The 16628-nt window shown below is 33.8% G+C and carries 15 protein-coding genes and 1 riboswitch; of the genes, 13 read left to right on the forward strand and 2 right to left on the reverse strand.

All coding sequences use genetic code 11. The features are described from left to right. Positions 1 to 151 precede the first annotated feature (151 nt). From DW006_RS01610 to cytX, 13 genes are all read left to right on the forward strand, one after another. Positions 152 to 1531 (forward strand): aminopeptidase, encoded by a 1380-nt coding sequence (locus tag DW006_RS01610; RefSeq protein WP_117998752.1) that lies wholly within the window; start codon positions 152 to 154, stop codon positions 1529 to 1531. Positions 1532 to 1725: 194 nt separating this feature from the next. After that, complete coding sequence (locus DW006_RS01615) at positions 1726 to 2049, forward strand: cupin domain-containing protein (RefSeq protein ID WP_117998753.1); 324 nt, start codon at positions 1726 to 1728, stop codon at positions 2047 to 2049. A gap of 62 nt (positions 2050 to 2111) precedes the next feature. Further along, positions 2112 to 2735, forward strand: a complete 624-nt coding sequence (locus tag DW006_RS01620; RefSeq protein WP_117998754.1) for a DUF4230 domain-containing protein — start codon at positions 2112 to 2114, stop codon at positions 2733 to 2735. A 36-nt stretch (positions 2736 to 2771) separates the two neighbouring features. Then, entirely contained in the window at positions 2772 to 4262 is a 1491-nt protein-coding gene (locus DW006_RS01625; protein WP_117998755.1) for a DUF1846 domain-containing protein, read from the forward strand. Between the two features lie 400 nt (positions 4263 to 4662). Further along, positions 4663 to 7923 carry a discoidin domain-containing protein gene (locus DW006_RS01630; RefSeq protein WP_117998756.1) on the forward strand — a complete coding sequence of 1087 codons (3261 nt, stop codon included), beginning with the start codon at positions 4663 to 4665 and terminating at the stop codon, positions 7921 to 7923. A 349-nt stretch (positions 7924 to 8272) separates the two neighbouring features. Then, positions 8273 to 8539: an EamA family transporter gene (locus tag DW006_RS01640; RefSeq protein ID WP_117998757.1), complete on the forward strand. Its 267-nt coding sequence runs from the start codon at positions 8273 to 8275 to the stop codon at positions 8537 to 8539. Between the two features lie 15 nt (positions 8540 to 8554). After that, the gene (locus DW006_RS01645; RefSeq protein ID WP_117998758.1) at positions 8555 to 9439 is read left to right on the forward strand and encodes a hypothetical protein; all 885 of its coding nucleotides are present in this window, start codon (positions 8555 to 8557) and stop codon (positions 9437 to 9439) included. 214 nt (positions 9440 to 9653) lie between these two features. Further along, entirely contained in the window at positions 9654 to 9776 is a 123-nt protein-coding gene (locus DW006_RS12350; protein ID WP_278286599.1) for a hypothetical protein, read from the forward strand. A 65-nt stretch (positions 9777 to 9841) separates the two neighbouring features. Then, positions 9842 to 9947, forward strand: a riboswitch (TPP riboswitch). A 102-nt stretch (positions 9948 to 10049) separates the two neighbouring features. Next, positions 10050 to 10871 carry a hydroxyethylthiazole kinase gene (thiM, locus tag DW006_RS01650; RefSeq protein ID WP_117998759.1) on the forward strand — a complete coding sequence of 274 codons (822 nt, stop codon included), beginning with the start codon at positions 10050 to 10052 and terminating at the stop codon, positions 10869 to 10871. Further along, positions 10858 to 11502 carry a thiamine phosphate synthase gene (thiE, locus tag DW006_RS01655; RefSeq protein ID WP_117998760.1) on the forward strand — a complete coding sequence of 215 codons (645 nt, stop codon included), beginning with the start codon at positions 10858 to 10860 and terminating at the stop codon, positions 11500 to 11502. The genes thiM and thiE overlap by 14 nt, the downstream gene beginning before the upstream one ends. 11 nt (positions 11503 to 11513) lie before the next feature. Next, complete coding sequence (locus DW006_RS01660; RefSeq protein WP_022164983.1) at positions 11514 to 12170, forward strand: HAD family phosphatase; 657 nt, start codon at positions 11514 to 11516, stop codon at positions 12168 to 12170. 204 nt (positions 12171 to 12374) lie between these two features. After that, positions 12375 to 13166: a bifunctional hydroxymethylpyrimidine kinase/phosphomethylpyrimidine kinase gene (gene thiD, locus DW006_RS01665; protein ID WP_022164982.1), complete on the forward strand. Its 792-nt coding sequence runs from the start codon at positions 12375 to 12377 to the stop codon at positions 13164 to 13166. A 19-nt stretch (positions 13167 to 13185) separates the two neighbouring features. Beyond that, entirely contained in the window at positions 13186 to 14361 is a 1176-nt protein-coding gene (gene cytX, locus DW006_RS01670) for a putative hydroxymethylpyrimidine transporter CytX (RefSeq protein WP_117998761.1), read from the forward strand. A gap of 69 nt (positions 14362 to 14430) precedes the next feature. Here cytX and DW006_RS01675 read toward each other — a convergent pair whose 3' ends face one another. Both DW006_RS01675 and DW006_RS01680 read right to left on the reverse strand, forming a co-directional pair. After that, a complete protein-coding gene (locus DW006_RS01675) occupies positions 14431 to 15042 on the reverse strand; it encodes a YesL family protein (protein WP_117998762.1) in 612 nt (203 codons plus the stop codon). 49 nt (positions 15043 to 15091) lie between these two features. Beyond that, positions 15092 to 16618 (reverse strand): response regulator, encoded by a 1527-nt coding sequence (locus DW006_RS01680; RefSeq protein ID WP_117998763.1) that lies wholly within the window; start codon positions 16616 to 16618, stop codon positions 15092 to 15094. Positions 16619 to 16628 lie beyond the last annotated feature (10 nt).

The following is a 16628-nucleotide window of genomic DNA, read 5'->3' on the forward strand; positions in this document are numbered from 1 at the left end:
AATATACATATAATGTTTAGTTAAAAACAAATAAATTGCATAATTATTAAAATAGATAAATTGGGCAATTAGTAAAACAAATACTGTAATTTGACATTACATTATAATTGAATTAAGATGGAGAAAAGACTGAAAATGAAGGAGACGTATTATGGAAAGAAAGAACGCTTGGAAAACATATAATGATAGTGAAAAAGAACAATTACAGAGTTTAAATGCAGACTATATAGATTTTTTGTCTGAATGCAAAACAGAAAGAGAATGTATTAGCGAAACAGTAAAAAGAGCTAAGAAAAAAGGCTATATTAGTTTAGAAGAAGCTATTGCAAATAACAAGAAATTAAAACAGGGCGATAAAGTTTATGCAGTTTGTATGAACAAGACAATTGCCTTATTTAATATAGGTAAGGAACCATTAGAAAAAGGTATGAATATTCTTGGGGCACATGTGGATTCACCTCGAATGGACGTAAAACAGAATCCGTTATATGAGAACGAAGGTATGGCTTACCTTGACACACATTATTACGGTGGTATTAAGAAGTATCAATGGGTAACATTACCACTTGCAATCCATGGCGTAATTGTTAAGAAGGACGGCACAACAGTTAATGTAAATATTGGTGAGAAACCGGAGGATCCTGTATTTTGTGTTACAGATTTACTTATTCATCTTGCAGCTAATCAAATGGAAAAGAAAGCAGCCAAAGTTGTTGAAGGAGAAAATCTTGATATTTTAGTTGGCACTATTCCTCTTAATGATGAAGAAAAAGAAGCAACTAAAAAAGGTGTTCTTGAAATTCTTAAAGAAATGTATGGCATGGAAGAAGAAGATTTCATGTCTGCAGAGCTTGAAGTTGTACCGGCAGGAAGAGCAAGAGAAATGGGATTTGACAGGAGCATGATTATTTCATATGGTCAGGATGACAGAGTGTGTGCTTACACTTCATTAGTAGCAATGCTTGAAATGGAGAAGGTTGATAAGACTTCATGTTGCCTTTTAGTAGACAAAGAAGAAATCGGTAGTGTTGGTGCTACAGGAATGCAGTCACGCTTCTTTGAAAATACAGTGGCAGAATTATTAAATTTATTTGATGATTACAGTGAAATCAAATTAAAGAGATGTCTTGCTAACAGCAGAATGTTATCATCAGATGTAAATGCAGCATTCGATGCATTATATGCAGAAGCTTTCCAGAAGAACAGTTCATCATTTATGGGAAAAGGTGTTGTATTTAACAAGTTTACAGGACGTGGAGGCAAGTCTGGTTCAAATGATGCTAACGCAGAATATCTTGCAGCCTTAAGAAAGATCATGGATGACAATAATGTAAACTACCAGATGGCTGAACTTGGAAAAGTAGATATTGGTGGTGGCGGTACAATCGCTTACATTATGGCATTATACGGTATGGAAGTTATTGATAGTGGTGTTGCAGTGTTAAGTATGCATGCTCCTTGGGAGGTGACAAACAAGGCAGATGTTTATGAAGCATATAAGTGCTATAAGGCATTTTTAAAGGATGCATAAAGTAATGGCATAATTTTTATATAAATGTTATAGAAATAATAATGTAAAAATAATATAATATTTGCAGATAGACATATTTAGTAAGCATGAGATAGTTAGGTGAATCTGTTTCATGCTTATTTAGAGTAAAAAACTTATATTAAAATTAATAAACTTATTTTAAACTAAAAAACATTTTAAAGAATGGAGAAGTTATGTATAAGAATATTGAAAAAAAACAGGTAATTGATTTGAAAGATTTAGTTGAATATCAGGATGGACAGGTTGTAAGTAAAACGTTAGTTCAGAATGACTATGTAAGTGTAACAATTTTTTCTTTTGACAAAGGCGAGGAAATTTCTACACATGCATCAGGTGGAGATGCAATGGTTACTGTATTAGATGGTACAGGCAAATTCACAATTGGTGGAGATGTCTTTATTTTAAAAACAGGAGATTCTATTGTAATGCCAAAGGATGTACCACATGCAGTGTTTGGAGAAGAAAGATTCAAAATGGAATTAGTTGTTTCATTTTAAATAAATAATACAAAAAGTAACTACAATATGATAGAATGAAAAACGGACTTCAAGGAGAAATAATGGAAAAAAACAAAAGAGAAAATATGTCTAATGTATTTTATTTTCTAGGAAGAATTTTAACAAACAAATTAGTAATTGCGTTAATTATTATTGCAGTTTTAGGGGGCATATCTTTGGGTGTAAAACAGGTTGCTTTTACTGACAATAAAACTACCAAATTAGGATTTGAAGATATAGGAGAATTAGCAACTCAGGAAGCACGATGTACAGAAGTTAATGTAACAGACCAGTCGAAAAAACTTTTTGGAATAAAGATTCCATTTACACAGAGTAAGTACATATATAGTTATGATGTGGTTGTAAAAGCAGGGATTGACTTTAATAAAATTACATGGAGCGTTAAGAATAAAACAATTACTGTAAAAATGCCTGAAAGTAAAATTTTAAGTTGTGAATTAGATATGGACTCATTTAAGGTTTATCATGAAGAAGAAAGTATTTTTACAAAAATAACACTAAAAGATAACAATAAATCTTTTGAAAAATTAAAAGCCACAGCGAAGAAAGATGCTAATGCAAATGGACTTTTGAGCAATGCTGAAAAAAATGCAAAAACTATTATAAATTCTTTTTTCTGGAAAGAATATAACAAGGACGAGTACAAAATAAAATATGTAAGATAAAACAAAAAAATATATAAGATAAATGAGGTTAAGGTTTTGGTTAAAGGATTCGATAATGAGAAATATTTAAAGATGCAATCAGAACACATTAAGGAAAGAATTGCACAGTTTGGGAACAAGTTGTATTTGGAATTTGGTGGTAAGCTTTTTGATGACTATCATGCATCAAGAGTGTTGCCGGGATTTGAGCCAGACTCAAAGTTACAAATGTTATTACAGTTAAAAGACCATGCAGAAGTTGTAATTGTAATTAGCGCAGAAGACATTGAAGAAAACAAGATTCGTGGAGATTACGGAATTACATACGACATGGACGTGTTAAGATTAATTGACGAATTCCAGTCAGTAGGTTTGTATGTGGGAAGTGTATGTTTAACAAAATTTACAGGACAGCCTGCAGCAGAATCATTCCAGAACAGATTGCAGGAATTAGGAATTAAGTCTTACAGACATTACAAGATTCCGGGCTATCCAAATGATGTTGATTACATAGTTAGTGATAATGGATATGGTAAAAATGATTACATTGAAACAGAAAGACCATTAGTTGTTATAACAGCTCCGGGACCCGGAAGCGGAAAGATGGCAACCTGCCTTTCACAGTTGTACCATGAACACAAAAGAGGAATTAACGCAGGATATGCCAAGTTCGAAACTTTTCCAATTTGGAATATTCCATTAAAACATCCGGTAAATTTAGCATACGAAGCTGCAACAGCAGACTTAAATGATGTTAATATGATTGACCCATATCATCTTGAAGCTTACGGTGAAACAACAGTCAACTACAATAGAGATATTGAAATTTTCCCTGTTGTAAATGCAATTTTCCAATTAATATCAGGAGAAAGTCCATACAAGTCACCTACAGACATGGGGGTTAACATGGCAGGTAACTGTATTATAGATGACGAAGTTTGTTGCAAGGCTTCAAAGCAGGAAATAATCAGAAGATACTATCAGGCACTTTGTGAAAAAAGAAGAGCCGGTGAAACAAAGAAGAATATTTCAAAGTTAGAGAATTTAATGCAGCAGGCGCAGATTACCGTAGAAGACAGAAAAGTAATTGTTGAAGCATTAAAGAAGGAAAAAGAAACAGATGGAAAACCTGCTGTGGCATTAGAACTTCCAAATGGAAAAATAGTAACAGGAAGTACATCTGATTTGTTAGGAGCAGCGGCAGCAGCTCTTCTTAACGGAATAAAAGCTTTAGGGGAAATAGAAGACGATGTGAAATTAATTGCAAAAGAAGCAATTGAACCAATACAGATTTTGAAAACAAATTATCTTGGTAGCAAGAACCCACGTCTTCATACAGATGAAATCCTAATTGCATTATCATCAACAGCAGCTCATAACGAAAACGCAAAGAAAGCAATGAGCCAGCTACATAAATTAAAAGGATGTGATGCACACTCAACAGTATTATTGTCATCAGTAGATGAGAATATATTTAAAAAATTAGGAATCCAACTTACATGCGAACCAAAGTATGAGCATGACGGAAGAAAATATCATAAACTGTAAATTATGATGGAAAACTTGATTTAGTACAAATATTTGAAAATATAATTAAAAGAATAAATATAGAAAGTTCCCAATTAAGTTGATTGTAGAAATGGCTTGGTTTGGAACTTTTTTCTTGGGAAATATTCTTTAGTAGATGAGGAATGTAAGATGATAAAATTGTTAGGCTTTAATATTGAAGACTGAAGTTGGTACTAATGGAGGACTCAAAAAAATCAATGTATTGAAATCGCAAATGAAATAGAAATCAATGTGAAAGAAATGTTGAGGGAATATATAATGGTGTAAATTACAAAGTAAAAAATAAAATTAGGACACCTTTATAACAAATGGTATCTAGAAAAGTTTTTTTTGTATGTTAGAATTAAGAATATAAACCAAAATGAGGAGGAGTTAAAAAATGAAAAAGTTACAAAGTAGAATACTGGCAATTGTACTTGTAATTGCCGTGGCAGGAGCTTACATGCCAATTTCAGAAGTACCAACTTATGCAGCTACTAAAAAAGTAAAGCTGAGTAAAAAGAAAGTACGTCTAAAAGTTGGAAAAAAGAAAACTATTAAATTAAAAAATGTAAGGAAAAAGGTTAAATGGAAAGTAGTAAAAGGGAAAAAAGTAGTTTCCATTAAGAAAAAAGGAAAATTAAAAAACAAAATTGTAATTAAAGCTAAAAAAGCCGGAAAGGCAGTAATAAAAGCTACATATAAGAAGAAGAAATACAAAGTAAAAGTAACGGTAAAAAATAATAAACAAACATCAGGAAATGCACAGACATCTACAACAGTTGCTCCTACAACTGCAAATGGTGTAGTAGTTACAACTAAAGTTGTAGAATCAAAAACAGAGATTACGACGGAAACTCTGACAGCAGCGCCAACAGAGGCGCCAACAGAGGCACCAACAAAGGCACCGACAGTAGCGCCAACAGAGGCACCGACAGTAGCCCCAACAGAGGCACCAACGGTAGCACCAACAACAGCGGATCCTAATAAACCTGCAGCACCGATAGGATTAACATCTGCAGGAAGCAAGGATTTACCATTCTATTTTGCATGGGCAATGACTGAAGGAGTTACATATAATTTTTACATAAATGATACAAAAATTGAATCAGGAATTGTTGCAGGATTCTATAATTGTGATTCAAAATATTTTACAACAGTGGGAGATTATAAAATTTCCGTAACAGCAGAAAAAAATGGATATGAGTCAGATAAAGCTACAATCGATTTTAAAGTAACAAAAGATAATGTAGCTACAACAGTAGCACCAACAGAGGCGTCTACGGAAGCACCAACAGTAGCACCAACAGAGGCGTCTACGGAAGCACCAACGGTAACCCCAACAGATGCACCTACAGAAGCACCAACGGAAGCTACAACTAAGGCACCGGAAGATGCATCTCATGTAGTAAAGAATCCGGGGGTTCAGGAGGAAGCAGCTGATTCTCAGGTAGCAAGTGACATTTCACTTACACCATATTTGGATGGTATTGATGATAAATTGTCATCAACCAAAGGAAATACAAGTAACAACGAAGGAATAGAAAATTTATTTGACAATAATGTTAATACAAAGTTCTTTACAAATGATGCTCCGGCAATCAATATTGCATGGAAAATGAAGAGAGCAGTTACACTTAAGAGTTACACATTTGTATTAGCAGGGGATGCATCCACATATAAGCATAGAGATCCTCACAGCTGGGCAGTATATGCATCAATGGATGGTGAAAACTGGACAACTGTTTCAGATATCGATAATGGTGGAATTACCCACACAAATAATGGTGAATACACATTTAATTGTACAACAAAGATGTCAGCACAATATTTTATGATTATTATTAAAAATAGTGGTGATGATGGAAAGTTGTATTATGGTTCACAGATGTCTGAAATTTATCTGAAAGGTGATGTCGACAGAATTACAGAAAGTAGAGGAAGTGATATTACGGATCAGGTAAGTGGAATAGATACCGGGGCTACTACAATAAACGGATTTAATTCAAATGAAGGTGTGGAAAATATATTTGATGGTAATAGAGCAACTAAATTATATTCTACATCTAAGATACCGGGGAATATAGTATGGAAAATGAAACAGAATACAACACTTTACAGTTACACAATTACAACTGCTAACGATAATTCAAAATATCCAAACAGAACAATTAAGGCATGGAAGTTATACGGCTTGGCTGACGGAAAAAACTGGGAATTAATTGATACGGTAAATGAAAGCGGAATGGCAGATCAGGATTATGCTGATTATACATATCTTGTTGATAAGATAGGAACATATACTCAGTATAAAATGGAAATTACAGAATTGTACGGAAATAGTTTCCAGATTTCAGACATTACATTAAGGGGTAATTCAGTAACTGATAGTGAGTTCAAAGCTTTGTTTGTAGGTGACTGGGATAAGGTTACAGCAAAGGGATATAAAGAAGCATTGTATAATGCATTCTACGAGGTTTACCCAAGACAGTATAAACGTTGGGGAACAGGTTCGGAACCTAAAAAAATATTTGTAAGAGCTGACAAGGGAGAGAAAGGAGTGGCATACACATCCGGTTCTTCAATAGTAATTTCAGTTGACTGGATGAATAATAATCCAAGAGAAATTGGATATTTTACACATGAGTTAACACATGCTGTACAGCAGTACGGAAATGTATCTTCATCATCAAAAGCATGGTGGGTAGAAAATATGGCAAATTACGGTGGATTCCGTTACTATCATTGGGCACATGAAGATACTGCACAGATATATTATGCCAACGATACATCCCTTCAGGACTGGGGCTATGAGGCATATGGAAATAATAAATGGTTCTTCTCATATATGGATTCAAAATATCCAACAACAAAAGATAGTAATGGAAACGTAAAATATGGTCTTATTGATAGTCTTAACCATTTATTAAAGGACAATAAGGGTACAAGATATGATGACAATCCATATGATACATCAACACCATGGAATCAGTTAGTAAAGAAGATTACAGGATATGATTGTATAGAATCTCTTAGATTACATTATGTAGAGGAACTAAAAAATGGTACATGGAAATTTACAGGATTTGGAAATTATTCAGATAATTGGATTACTACAGATTTACCTGGAGTACCTAATATTGATTATCCTGCGTTCGTAGGAAAAAAACATGGAAATACAACCGGTACAAAACTGTCTTCAGCAGTAACAAGCGGAACAAATTTATTGTCAGGTGCAACAATTATCAGTGAATCAGGTTACACAAAGGATGGTGAGTCTTCATCTAAACTTATTGATGGCGATTTGTCAACAAAATGGTGTGCAACATCAGGAAACGTCGTAAACCAGGCATATGCTTTATCAGGTGCTCAGCACTTTGTAAAGATAGACCTTGGAAGTACAAAGACATTTAATACCTATACTCTTTACAATACACAAAGTAAGGAAGGTTTCGGTAATACTACTGAATGGGAAGTTCTTGTATCAAACGATGGAAAAGAATGGAAGTCAGTAGATTATCAAGTAAATCAGAATGATGCAATTTCATCCTTTGACATAGGAAAACAGACAGCAAGATACATTGTATTTAAGATATTTAATTCAGATAATGGTGGAGTTGGTACTGTAAGACTTTACGAACTTCAGTTATATAACAGATAGAAAAATATTTAATGACCCTTTATGCTATTAACAGTGGCATAAAGGGTTTTTTTAGGTTAAAATAAAACTGAAAGGATATTAATTCAATGGCCTTTGGAAATCCGGCAAAAATAATTAGAAAACTTACATCAAAAGAGATAATGGCTAATAAAGAAAATGCTATGGAGTATGTGAAACTTATGAAGGAATATAATTAAAAAGACTGAAATACGATTTTCTAATGATAGGAAAAGAGACATAAGTAATTCGATATTTAAAAATAAAAAATTTGTATCGGTTTTGGCATTTTTGTGTGCGGCAGGACGGTCATTGGCGTATCCTCTTATAAAACTTGGATATTCAAATCTAAATGTGGCATCAGATGATCTTGGAAGCAAAATCAATATTAATAATAAGTTCTCTAGTGTTAATATTAGCAGTATGTTTTGGTATATACAATCAGCTGATTGCCTGTAACCCAATAAGCAAAATAGCAATTTTTAATGCATTTATTCCTATATTGGGAGTTATATTCTCGGCAATAATATTAGGAGAGCCAATGAAGCTTAAGTACTTTGTAGCAGGAATGCTTGTGGCACTTGGAGTGTATGTAATTAATAAATTTGATGGTAAGTAGAAGGAGGAAAGAATCATGAAGAAGATGTTAACTTTTGTAATTGCAGTAATCTCGTTATGTGGTTTATTTACCATACTAAAGAGTGACAATGCCTATGCGGCAACCAACAGACTGTTGGAGAAGGACAAGGTATACTATTATGATTTGGATGGAGATGGCACTAAGGAAAAGATATATTACCAGACCCATGTAAGCGCTAAAGACAATGAGTTTTTTGACAGTGTAAGTCTGTTTATAAATGACAAAAATGTATATACAAAAAAATTAACAGACGTATGGGCAAGCTATAAGGTAATTGACTTTGACACTTCTGACAAGACAATAGAGTTAAATTTTCAGGTAGGCAGTTATTCGTATACATTGGATTACAGTTCTTTTCAAAGATGGAACGGAAAAGAAATTACAGAATTTGAAACAAGCAGTAACAAGGCACTGATGTATGGGAGAGGATATCGGTTCAAGAATGTGAAAGGTAATGGAAGGTTCCATATTATTGTGGATACACCTTACGCATTGCCAATAGGATGTTTTTACGCGGATATTCCATTACAGTTAAAAGGTGATAAAATTGTACCGGCTACGGGAACTTACAAACTTGTGGAAAGCTCAAAAAAATATATGTATACTGTAAAGAAAAATATGAAATTGTACAAAACTGCATCTAAAAAATCAAAGAATAAATTTACTTTGAAAAAGGGAGATAAGCTTAGAATTATAAAAATCAAGCCGGCAAAGAATGTAGCAAAACGCCCTAAGGGAAAATATGGTCTTGATAAGAGGGATAACGGTTTTGCATATGTAAAAACTAAAACCGGAAAGAAGGGATGGATTTTCTTAAGTAAGAAAATGTCAAGCTGGGGAAAGAAAACTTTGTTTAAAAAGGTTCCAGGATGGGGCTGATATAATAGTGATAACTCCCTATCTTTTTTTTATAACTCACTTATTTTAAGTCAGCAGGAAAAACAATATCCTGCTGATTTCTTATTTTATCCATAACCTTCAATGCCATAAGAGACCCGTTTGAAAAATCTTTGTTAAAGGCGAAGATAATTGTAAGGATGACGGGATATATAAGTATGTAGTTAGACGAAAAGGGAAAGCAACAAATTCTCAAGTGGAAGAAGATGGTTACTTTTTTGTAAATGATAAAGATATTACATATGACCAGATTATGACAAGTCATTATACAAGCAATCTAGATGAAAAACTTGATTTTGTGCAGGCATTTGAATTCTAATTGTATACAACAATAACAAATCCACTATTGCATTATATTGAATTGAGAGATACAATACTATAGGAAATTAAATACAGGGGAGCTTGTAGGCAGGCTGAGAGGAAGTAATCAACTTCGACCCTTAAACCTGATTTGGATAATGCCAACGTAGGAATTAAGTATAGGATTTATTGCGGACAAACCAGATTAGGTTTGTCCGTTTTTCATTTTAACGTAATAATTATGATGAGATTCTGCTGTAAAAAGTATTCAGCAGAACGATAAGGAGGAAATATGTTTAAGGAATGTGTAGAAAACGTAAGAAATAATGTGCCTTTAGTTCACAACATTACTAATTATGTAACAGTAAATGATGTGGCTAATGTTTTACTGGCTTGTGGCGGCAGTCCAATTATGTCAGATGATATTGATGATGTGGAAGATATTACATCTATTTGTGGTGGTTTGAACATTAATATTGGAACATTAAATAAAAACACCATACCATCTATGTTTGCAGCAGGAAAGAAAGCAAATGAATTAGGACATGTTGTTTTACTTGATCCTGTTGGGGCAGGGGCAAGCAAGTTAAGAACTAATACAGCAAATGAATTAATGGAAAAAGTGAAATTTGATGTTGTAAGAGGAAATATTTCAGAAGTTAAGACTTTAATGCTGGGTACAGGAAGTACAAAAGGTGTAGATGCAGATGTTTCTGACAAAGTAACAGATGAAAACTTAGACGACACTATTAGCAAGCTCAAGAGTTTTTCAAAGGCAACAGGAAGCATTATCGCAGTAACAGGCGCAATTGATTTAGTTTGTGACAGCGAAAAATGCTATGTTATAAGAAATGGTAGAGCCGAAATGAGTTCAATTACAGGAACAGGATGCCAGTTATCAGGTTTGATGACAGCGTTTTTAGTTGCAAATCCAGAAAACAAATTGGAAGCAGCAGCGGCAGCAGTTTGTACAATGGGACTTGCCGGAGAAATTGCATGGTCAAGAATGAGTGAAGGCGATGGAAACTCAACATACAGAAACAGAATTATTGATGCCATCTACAATATGGATGGTGAAACATTAGAAAAAGGAGCTAAATATGAAGTTAAGTAATACAACAAAGGAAGAATTACTTTTATACGGCGTAACTGACAGAGCTTGGTTAAATGGCGAAACTTTGTACAGTCAGGTTGAAAAAGCTTTAAAAGGTGGAGCTACTTTTATGCAACTTCGAGAAAAGAAACTTGATGAAGAAAGTTTTTTGAAGGAAGCCATTGAGATAAAAGAATTATGTAGAAGGTACAATGTACCATTTGTAATTAATGATAATGTTGATATTGCTTTGGAAATGGATGCTGACGGCGTTCATGTTGGACAAAGTGACATGGAAGCTTTAGATGTAAGGGCAAAGCTTGGTCCTGATAAGATTATTGGTGTGTCAGCGCAAACTGTTGAGCAGGCAATTTTAGCGGAAAAACACGGAGCAGATTATTTAGGAGTAGGCGCAGTTTTTCCAACCGGCTCAAAAGATGATGCAGAAGAAGTTACTTTTGAAACATTGAAAGCAATATGTCAGGCAGTAAAAATTCCTGTTATAGCCATTGGTGGAATTTCAAAAGGCAATGTTTTAGAACTTGCAGGCAGTGGCATTTGCGGTATAGCAGTTATTAGCGCTATTTTTGCAGCAAAGGATATTGAAGAAGCAACTAAGGAATTAAAAGAAAAAACAATCAAAATGTTATAAAAAGGTGAATAATGGCAAAAGGATTTATTTTTGATGTTGATGGGACAATACTTGATTCTATGGAAATATGGATGGATGCAGCTAAGTTGTATTTAAAGGATTTAGGTATTGAGGCTGAGGAAAACTTAGGAGACATTATGTTTAGCCTGACTATGGCAGAAGGAGCAGAGTATATCAGAAAAACATATAAGGTTAATCTTTCTGACAAGGAAATTTGCGATGGTATAAACCAAAAGGTTTTTGGTTTTTATAAAGAAGAAGCTCCACTTAAAGGGAAGTCAATTGAAATTTTAGAGTATGCTCAAAAGAATAACATACCTATGGTGGTTGCAACATCAACAGACCGTCCTATGATTGAGGCGGCTTTTGAAAGGTTGAATCTTGGAAAATATTTTAAGAAAATATATACAACTACAGAGATTGGTTCAGGAAAAGACAAACCGGAAATTTTTATGAGAGCAATGGAAACATTAGGTACAAAACCTGATGAAACATGGCTGCTCGAAGACGGAGCTTATTCCATGGACACAGCAAAGAAAATGGGTATTCACACAGTTGGTATATATGATAAGTACAGTGATAAGGATCAGGATATGGTTAAGAGCCTTGCAGATGTTTATATAACAAGCTGGGATGAATATGAAAAAGTAATTAAGGCTGTTAAGTAAAACATAAACATATGATGAACCGTTGTTGACACAGGGTAAAAGAATGTTTACCAGCAAAAAGAGTGTTTAATAACAAAAATTAACAGTTGATAAGTTACTAAAAGGATAAGTTAGTAAAGCGGTAAATCGGGGGCACCACTTTTTATCGCTATAAAAAACAGTAGAAATACTGTACCACAATAGAAGACATAAGGAGGAAGCAAAATGAACACAGCATTAACCATTGCGGGAAGTGATTCATGTGGAGGCGCCGGAATACAAGCAGATTTAAAGACAATGACAACTAATGGAGTGTATGGCATGAGTGCCATTACAGCTTTAACTGCTCAAAATACAACCGGCGTATCAGACATTTACGAAGTAACAGCAGATTTTTTAAAGGCACAGCTAAAGGCAATATTTGAGGATATTACACCTGATGCAATTAAGATTGGGATGGTATCTTCAAAAGATTTGATTATAGCAATTGCCGAGAGCCTAAAGAAATACAATGGCAAGAATATTGTGTTAGATCCGGTCATGGTAGCAACAAGTGGAGCAAAATTAATTAGCGATGATGCAATAGAAACACTGAAGGAATATTTAATTCCAATGGCTACTGTAATCACACCGAACATTCCGGAAGCAGAAGTTTTATCAGAAATGAAAATAACTAATGAAGAGGAAATGATTAAGGCAGCAGAAAAAATCAGCAAAAAGTATAATGTTGCAGTTTTGTGCAAAGGTGGTCACAGCATTAATGATGCCAATGATCTATTGTACAGAGATGGTGAATACAAATGGTTTAAGGGGAAACGAATTAACAATCCAAATACACATGGAACAGGATGTACACTTTCAAGTGCTATTGCTTCAAATCTTGCCAAGGGAAGAAATCTTGATGAGGCAGTTGAGAAAGCAAAAGCATATATTTCAGGTGCTTTAGGAGCAATGCTTGATTTAGGAAAGGGTAGTGGACCAATGAATCATGCATTTGCAGTAGAAGGCGAATACTAGAATTAATGGGAGGTACAAAATGGATAAAAAAGGAACATCAGTATTTAGCAACAGTTTAATTTGGTTTGGAGCAGGAGTATCAATTGCAGAAATAGTTACAGGTACATATCTTGCATCGCTAGGAATGGCAAAGGGAATCGCAGCAATTATTATAGGACATCTTATAGGGTGTGGCTTGCTTTTTCTTGCAGGATTAATTGGTGCAAAAACAAAGAAAAGTGCCATGGAAACTGTAAAAATCAGTTTCGGTGAAAAAGGCAGTATTATTTTTGCAGTTTTAAATGTAATTCAGTTGGCAGGTTGGACAGCAATTATGATATATGACGGCGCAGTTTCAGCTAATGGAATTTTTGGCACAGGTCGTCTTATTTGGTGTATTGTAATTGGCTGTTTAATTATTGTTTGGATTTTTATTGGAATTAAAAATATTGAAAAAATAAATGTTGTGGCAATGACAGCATTGTTTGTTTTAACAATTATTTTATGTAGAGTTGTATTTTTCACAGGGAAAGGTGCTACAGCAGTGGCAGCAGATGGACTTACATTTGGGGCAGCAGTAGAGCTTGCAGTAGCGATGCCACTTTCATGGTTACCTTTAATCAGTGATTATACAAGAGAAGCAGAGAAGCCTGTTAAGGCAACAGCGGCAAGTGCCATTGTTTACGGTTTGGTAAGTTGCTGGATGTACATAATCGGTATGGGAGCAGCTATTTTTGCAGAAAATGCCGGTATAGACCAGATTATGTTAAAAGCAGGTTTAGGTATTGCCGGACTACTTATTATAGTATTTTCAACAGTTACAACTACATACCTTGATGCCTATTCAGCAGGTATTTCAAGCGAGTCAATTTGGAAAAAAATTAATGGAAAATATATGGCAATAATAATTACAGTTATTGGAACTGTTGGCGCAATAGTCTATCCAATGGACGATATTACAGATTTCTTATATTTAATAGGTTCAGTATTTGCCCCAATGATAGCAATTCAGATTGCAGACTATTTTGTAATTAAAGAATCTAGTGAAGATAAAAGCTTCAATACCGTAAATATTGTTATTTGGGTAATCGGATTTGCGCTATATAGATATTTAATGACAGTAGACATAATTGTAGGAAACACATTACCAGATATGGTAATAACACTTATATTATGTGTTATTGTAAATTTTGTTATGAAAAAATCAAAAGCTTAAATTGATTAAAAAAACACAGGGAGAAGGATAGCAAATATCTAAATTTCCTGTGTTTTTTATCGTCATAAATTAGTTCTTGATTTCTTTAGTAAACATTCTATTTAACAGATAAGCATGTACAAAGCCTGATATTTCAGGTAGAAATACAATAAAAACTGTAAAGCCTTTAATAACTATTACCCACATAACAATATCTACAACTGTCATTATTAAGAATGACCATATATATTTAACTACAAACTGCCAGGATAATTTCAGAACTCTTCTCACACCGTCATAGAACTGGGCAATGTATGCAAAGGCAGCACTTAAAACCATGTAATAGAATAGAAAAATAATCACGTACAAAGGTAGTGCATATTGAAATACACCGCCAATGGTTTTGGTATTTAAAACTATGTAAATGCTTGTAAGTAAAACAGCTCCGATTACTCCAAGTATTAACCAGACAATAGTGGCAATTTTGAAGTTTTCTTTAAAAGCCTTAAAGAAACTTTTTGTAATGTAGGATTCCTCATCTTTTACAAGTTTAAGCATTACAGAGTAATAGGCTGTAGTAGAAGCACCGATGGTTATAATAGGTATTGAGCATACAAGGCAAAGTAAAGTAGCAATTAGAGTGTCTGTAGCTTTGTTTGAAAAGTTAATAAATTTTCCGTCGTAATCTAAAATATGTCCCATTATTTTCACCTCAATCAATGTAATTGAAAGTCCTTTCTTTTAGTTATTGTTAATTGGTTTGATGTATAAACTGATTTCTATATTCTTTTGGACTAAGTCCTGTATTCTTCTTAAAAAGAGAAGAAAAATAAGCCGCATCATGTATACCGATACTATCAGCAATTTCAAAAGTTCTAAGAGTAGAGCCTGCTAACAAATCTTTTGCTAAGGCAATTCTCAAAGTAGTAATGTAATTGATTATTGAAATGCCACATTCTTTCTTAAAAGTTCTGCTAAGGTAAGATTCATTTGAATTTACAATTTTTGCTAAAACTTCCAAAGATAAATCTTCAGCTATATGGTCCTGAATGTAAGAAATAGTTTCCTGTACAAAATCACTGTATTTCTTAGTGGATTGAGTAAGGAGTTGTTTAACGGTATTAAGTAAATCTCCTATGAAAGTTTTTAACTGAAAAATATCTGAACAGTTATTTATCATGCCACTGTAATCTTTTTCAGGCAAAATCAAATGTGACTTCAAAACTACTCTGTAGCAAATATAATAAATTTGGAAACATATATTTACAGCAGTATCTTCATCAGCAAAAGAGCTTTGCAGTTTAATGAAAATGTCAGAGGCAATATCGTTAGATTTCTTAAAGTCAAGTTGTATTATGGCTGTTTCAAAATCATGTAAAAGTAATGTAGTTTCTGCTGAAAGATTGTTATTACCATCAGCGGCTTTGGCAGTGTAAGTTACAATGTGCGAAGAAGAATAAAAGCATAGCGACAAAGCCGAAATAGCCTGTGAAACACCTGCTGCAAATTCTTCAATGCAGTTATGATGTTCGCTTATGCCAACAAACACCGGCTCGTTGTATTCTTTATAAAACTCGTTAATAACAAGGTTACAGTTGTCTACTATCTGCCCTATGTAATTTTCGTTTGTTTCATAATAAATAGTTATAATCAGATTATTATATCTGTAGCAATAGCCGTTGGATTTAAAATCAATAATTGTGTCTTTAAGCAGATTAATTGAATCTGTTGAATCAACTAATTGAAAGGCAGCAACATAGAAGCCATTCAAATTAATATCGTGTTCAGCAGCACGTTTTTTTATATCCTCAGTTACAACAGAAGAGTCTGTCAATTCCTGAAAAACAGTATCTTTTAAATAAGCAAATTCCTTTTCATCAATTGTTTTGTTGCTTCTTGAGGTAATCAGTTTCTGGGCTACATTTTGAACAGATTCAATAATTTTTTCTTTTGCCGCAGGCTTTAATATATATTCGTTTACCTGATATTTAATTGCAGACTGTGCATATTCAAATTCGGAATAACCTGACAAAATAATAACTGCAATATCAGGGTGGTTTTCATAAACATATTCTGCCAGCCCTATACCATCAAGAACAGGCATTTTTATATCAGTTAAAACAATGTCAATATTGTTGTTTTCTATAATTTCGATTGCCTCTTTGCCGTTACTGGCAGCGGCAGTAACCTGACAATCATAAGCATCCCAATTAATATAATCAGATAAGCCTTTTCTAATGACAACTTCGTCATCAACAATTAACAAGTGAAATTTCATAGTGTGTTCC

Origin of the sequence: Eubacterium sp. AF36-5BH (genome assembly GCF_003460505.1) — a bacterium.
Taxonomy (GTDB): domain Bacteria; phylum Bacillota; class Clostridia; order Lachnospirales; family Lachnospiraceae; genus Eubacterium_G.

Excerpts from the sequence above, each read along its gene's own strand:
- DW006_RS01680 (WP_117998763.1), bottom strand. The coding sequence starts at position 16,618 with ATGAAATTTCACTTGTTAATTGTTGATGACGAAGTTGTCATTAGAAAA.
- DW006_RS01640 (WP_117998757.1), top strand. The coding sequence starts at position 8,273 with ATGTGGCATCAGATGATCTTGGAAGCAAAATCAATATTAATAATAAGT.
- DW006_RS01620 (WP_117998754.1), top strand. The coding sequence starts at position 2,112 with ATGGAAAAAAACAAAAGAGAAAATATGTCTAATGTATTTTATTTTCTA.
- DW006_RS01615 (WP_117998753.1), top strand. The coding sequence starts at position 1,726 with ATGTATAAGAATATTGAAAAAAAACAGGTAATTGATTTGAAAGATTTA.
- thiM (WP_117998759.1), top strand. The coding sequence starts at position 10,050 with ATGTTTAAGGAATGTGTAGAAAACGTAAGAAATAATGTGCCTTTAGTT.
- cytX (WP_117998761.1), top strand. The coding sequence starts at position 13,186 with ATGGATAAAAAAGGAACATCAGTATTTAGCAACAGTTTAATTTGGTTT.
- DW006_RS01660 (WP_022164983.1), top strand. The coding sequence starts at position 11,514 with ATGGCAAAAGGATTTATTTTTGATGTTGATGGGACAATACTTGATTCT.
- DW006_RS01630 (WP_117998756.1), top strand. The coding sequence starts at position 4,663 with ATGAAAAAGTTACAAAGTAGAATACTGGCAATTGTACTTGTAATTGCC.
- thiD (WP_022164982.1), top strand. The coding sequence starts at position 12,375 with ATGAACACAGCATTAACCATTGCGGGAAGTGATTCATGTGGAGGCGCC.
- thiE (WP_117998760.1), top strand. The coding sequence starts at position 10,858 with ATGAAGTTAAGTAATACAACAAAGGAAGAATTACTTTTATACGGCGTA.
- DW006_RS01610 (WP_117998752.1), top strand. The coding sequence starts at position 152 with ATGGAAAGAAAGAACGCTTGGAAAACATATAATGATAGTGAAAAAGAA.
- DW006_RS01645 (WP_117998758.1), top strand. The coding sequence starts at position 8,555 with ATGAAGAAGATGTTAACTTTTGTAATTGCAGTAATCTCGTTATGTGGT.
- DW006_RS01675 (WP_117998762.1), bottom strand. The coding sequence starts at position 15,042 with ATGGGACATATTTTAGATTACGACGGAAAATTTATTAACTTTTCAAAC.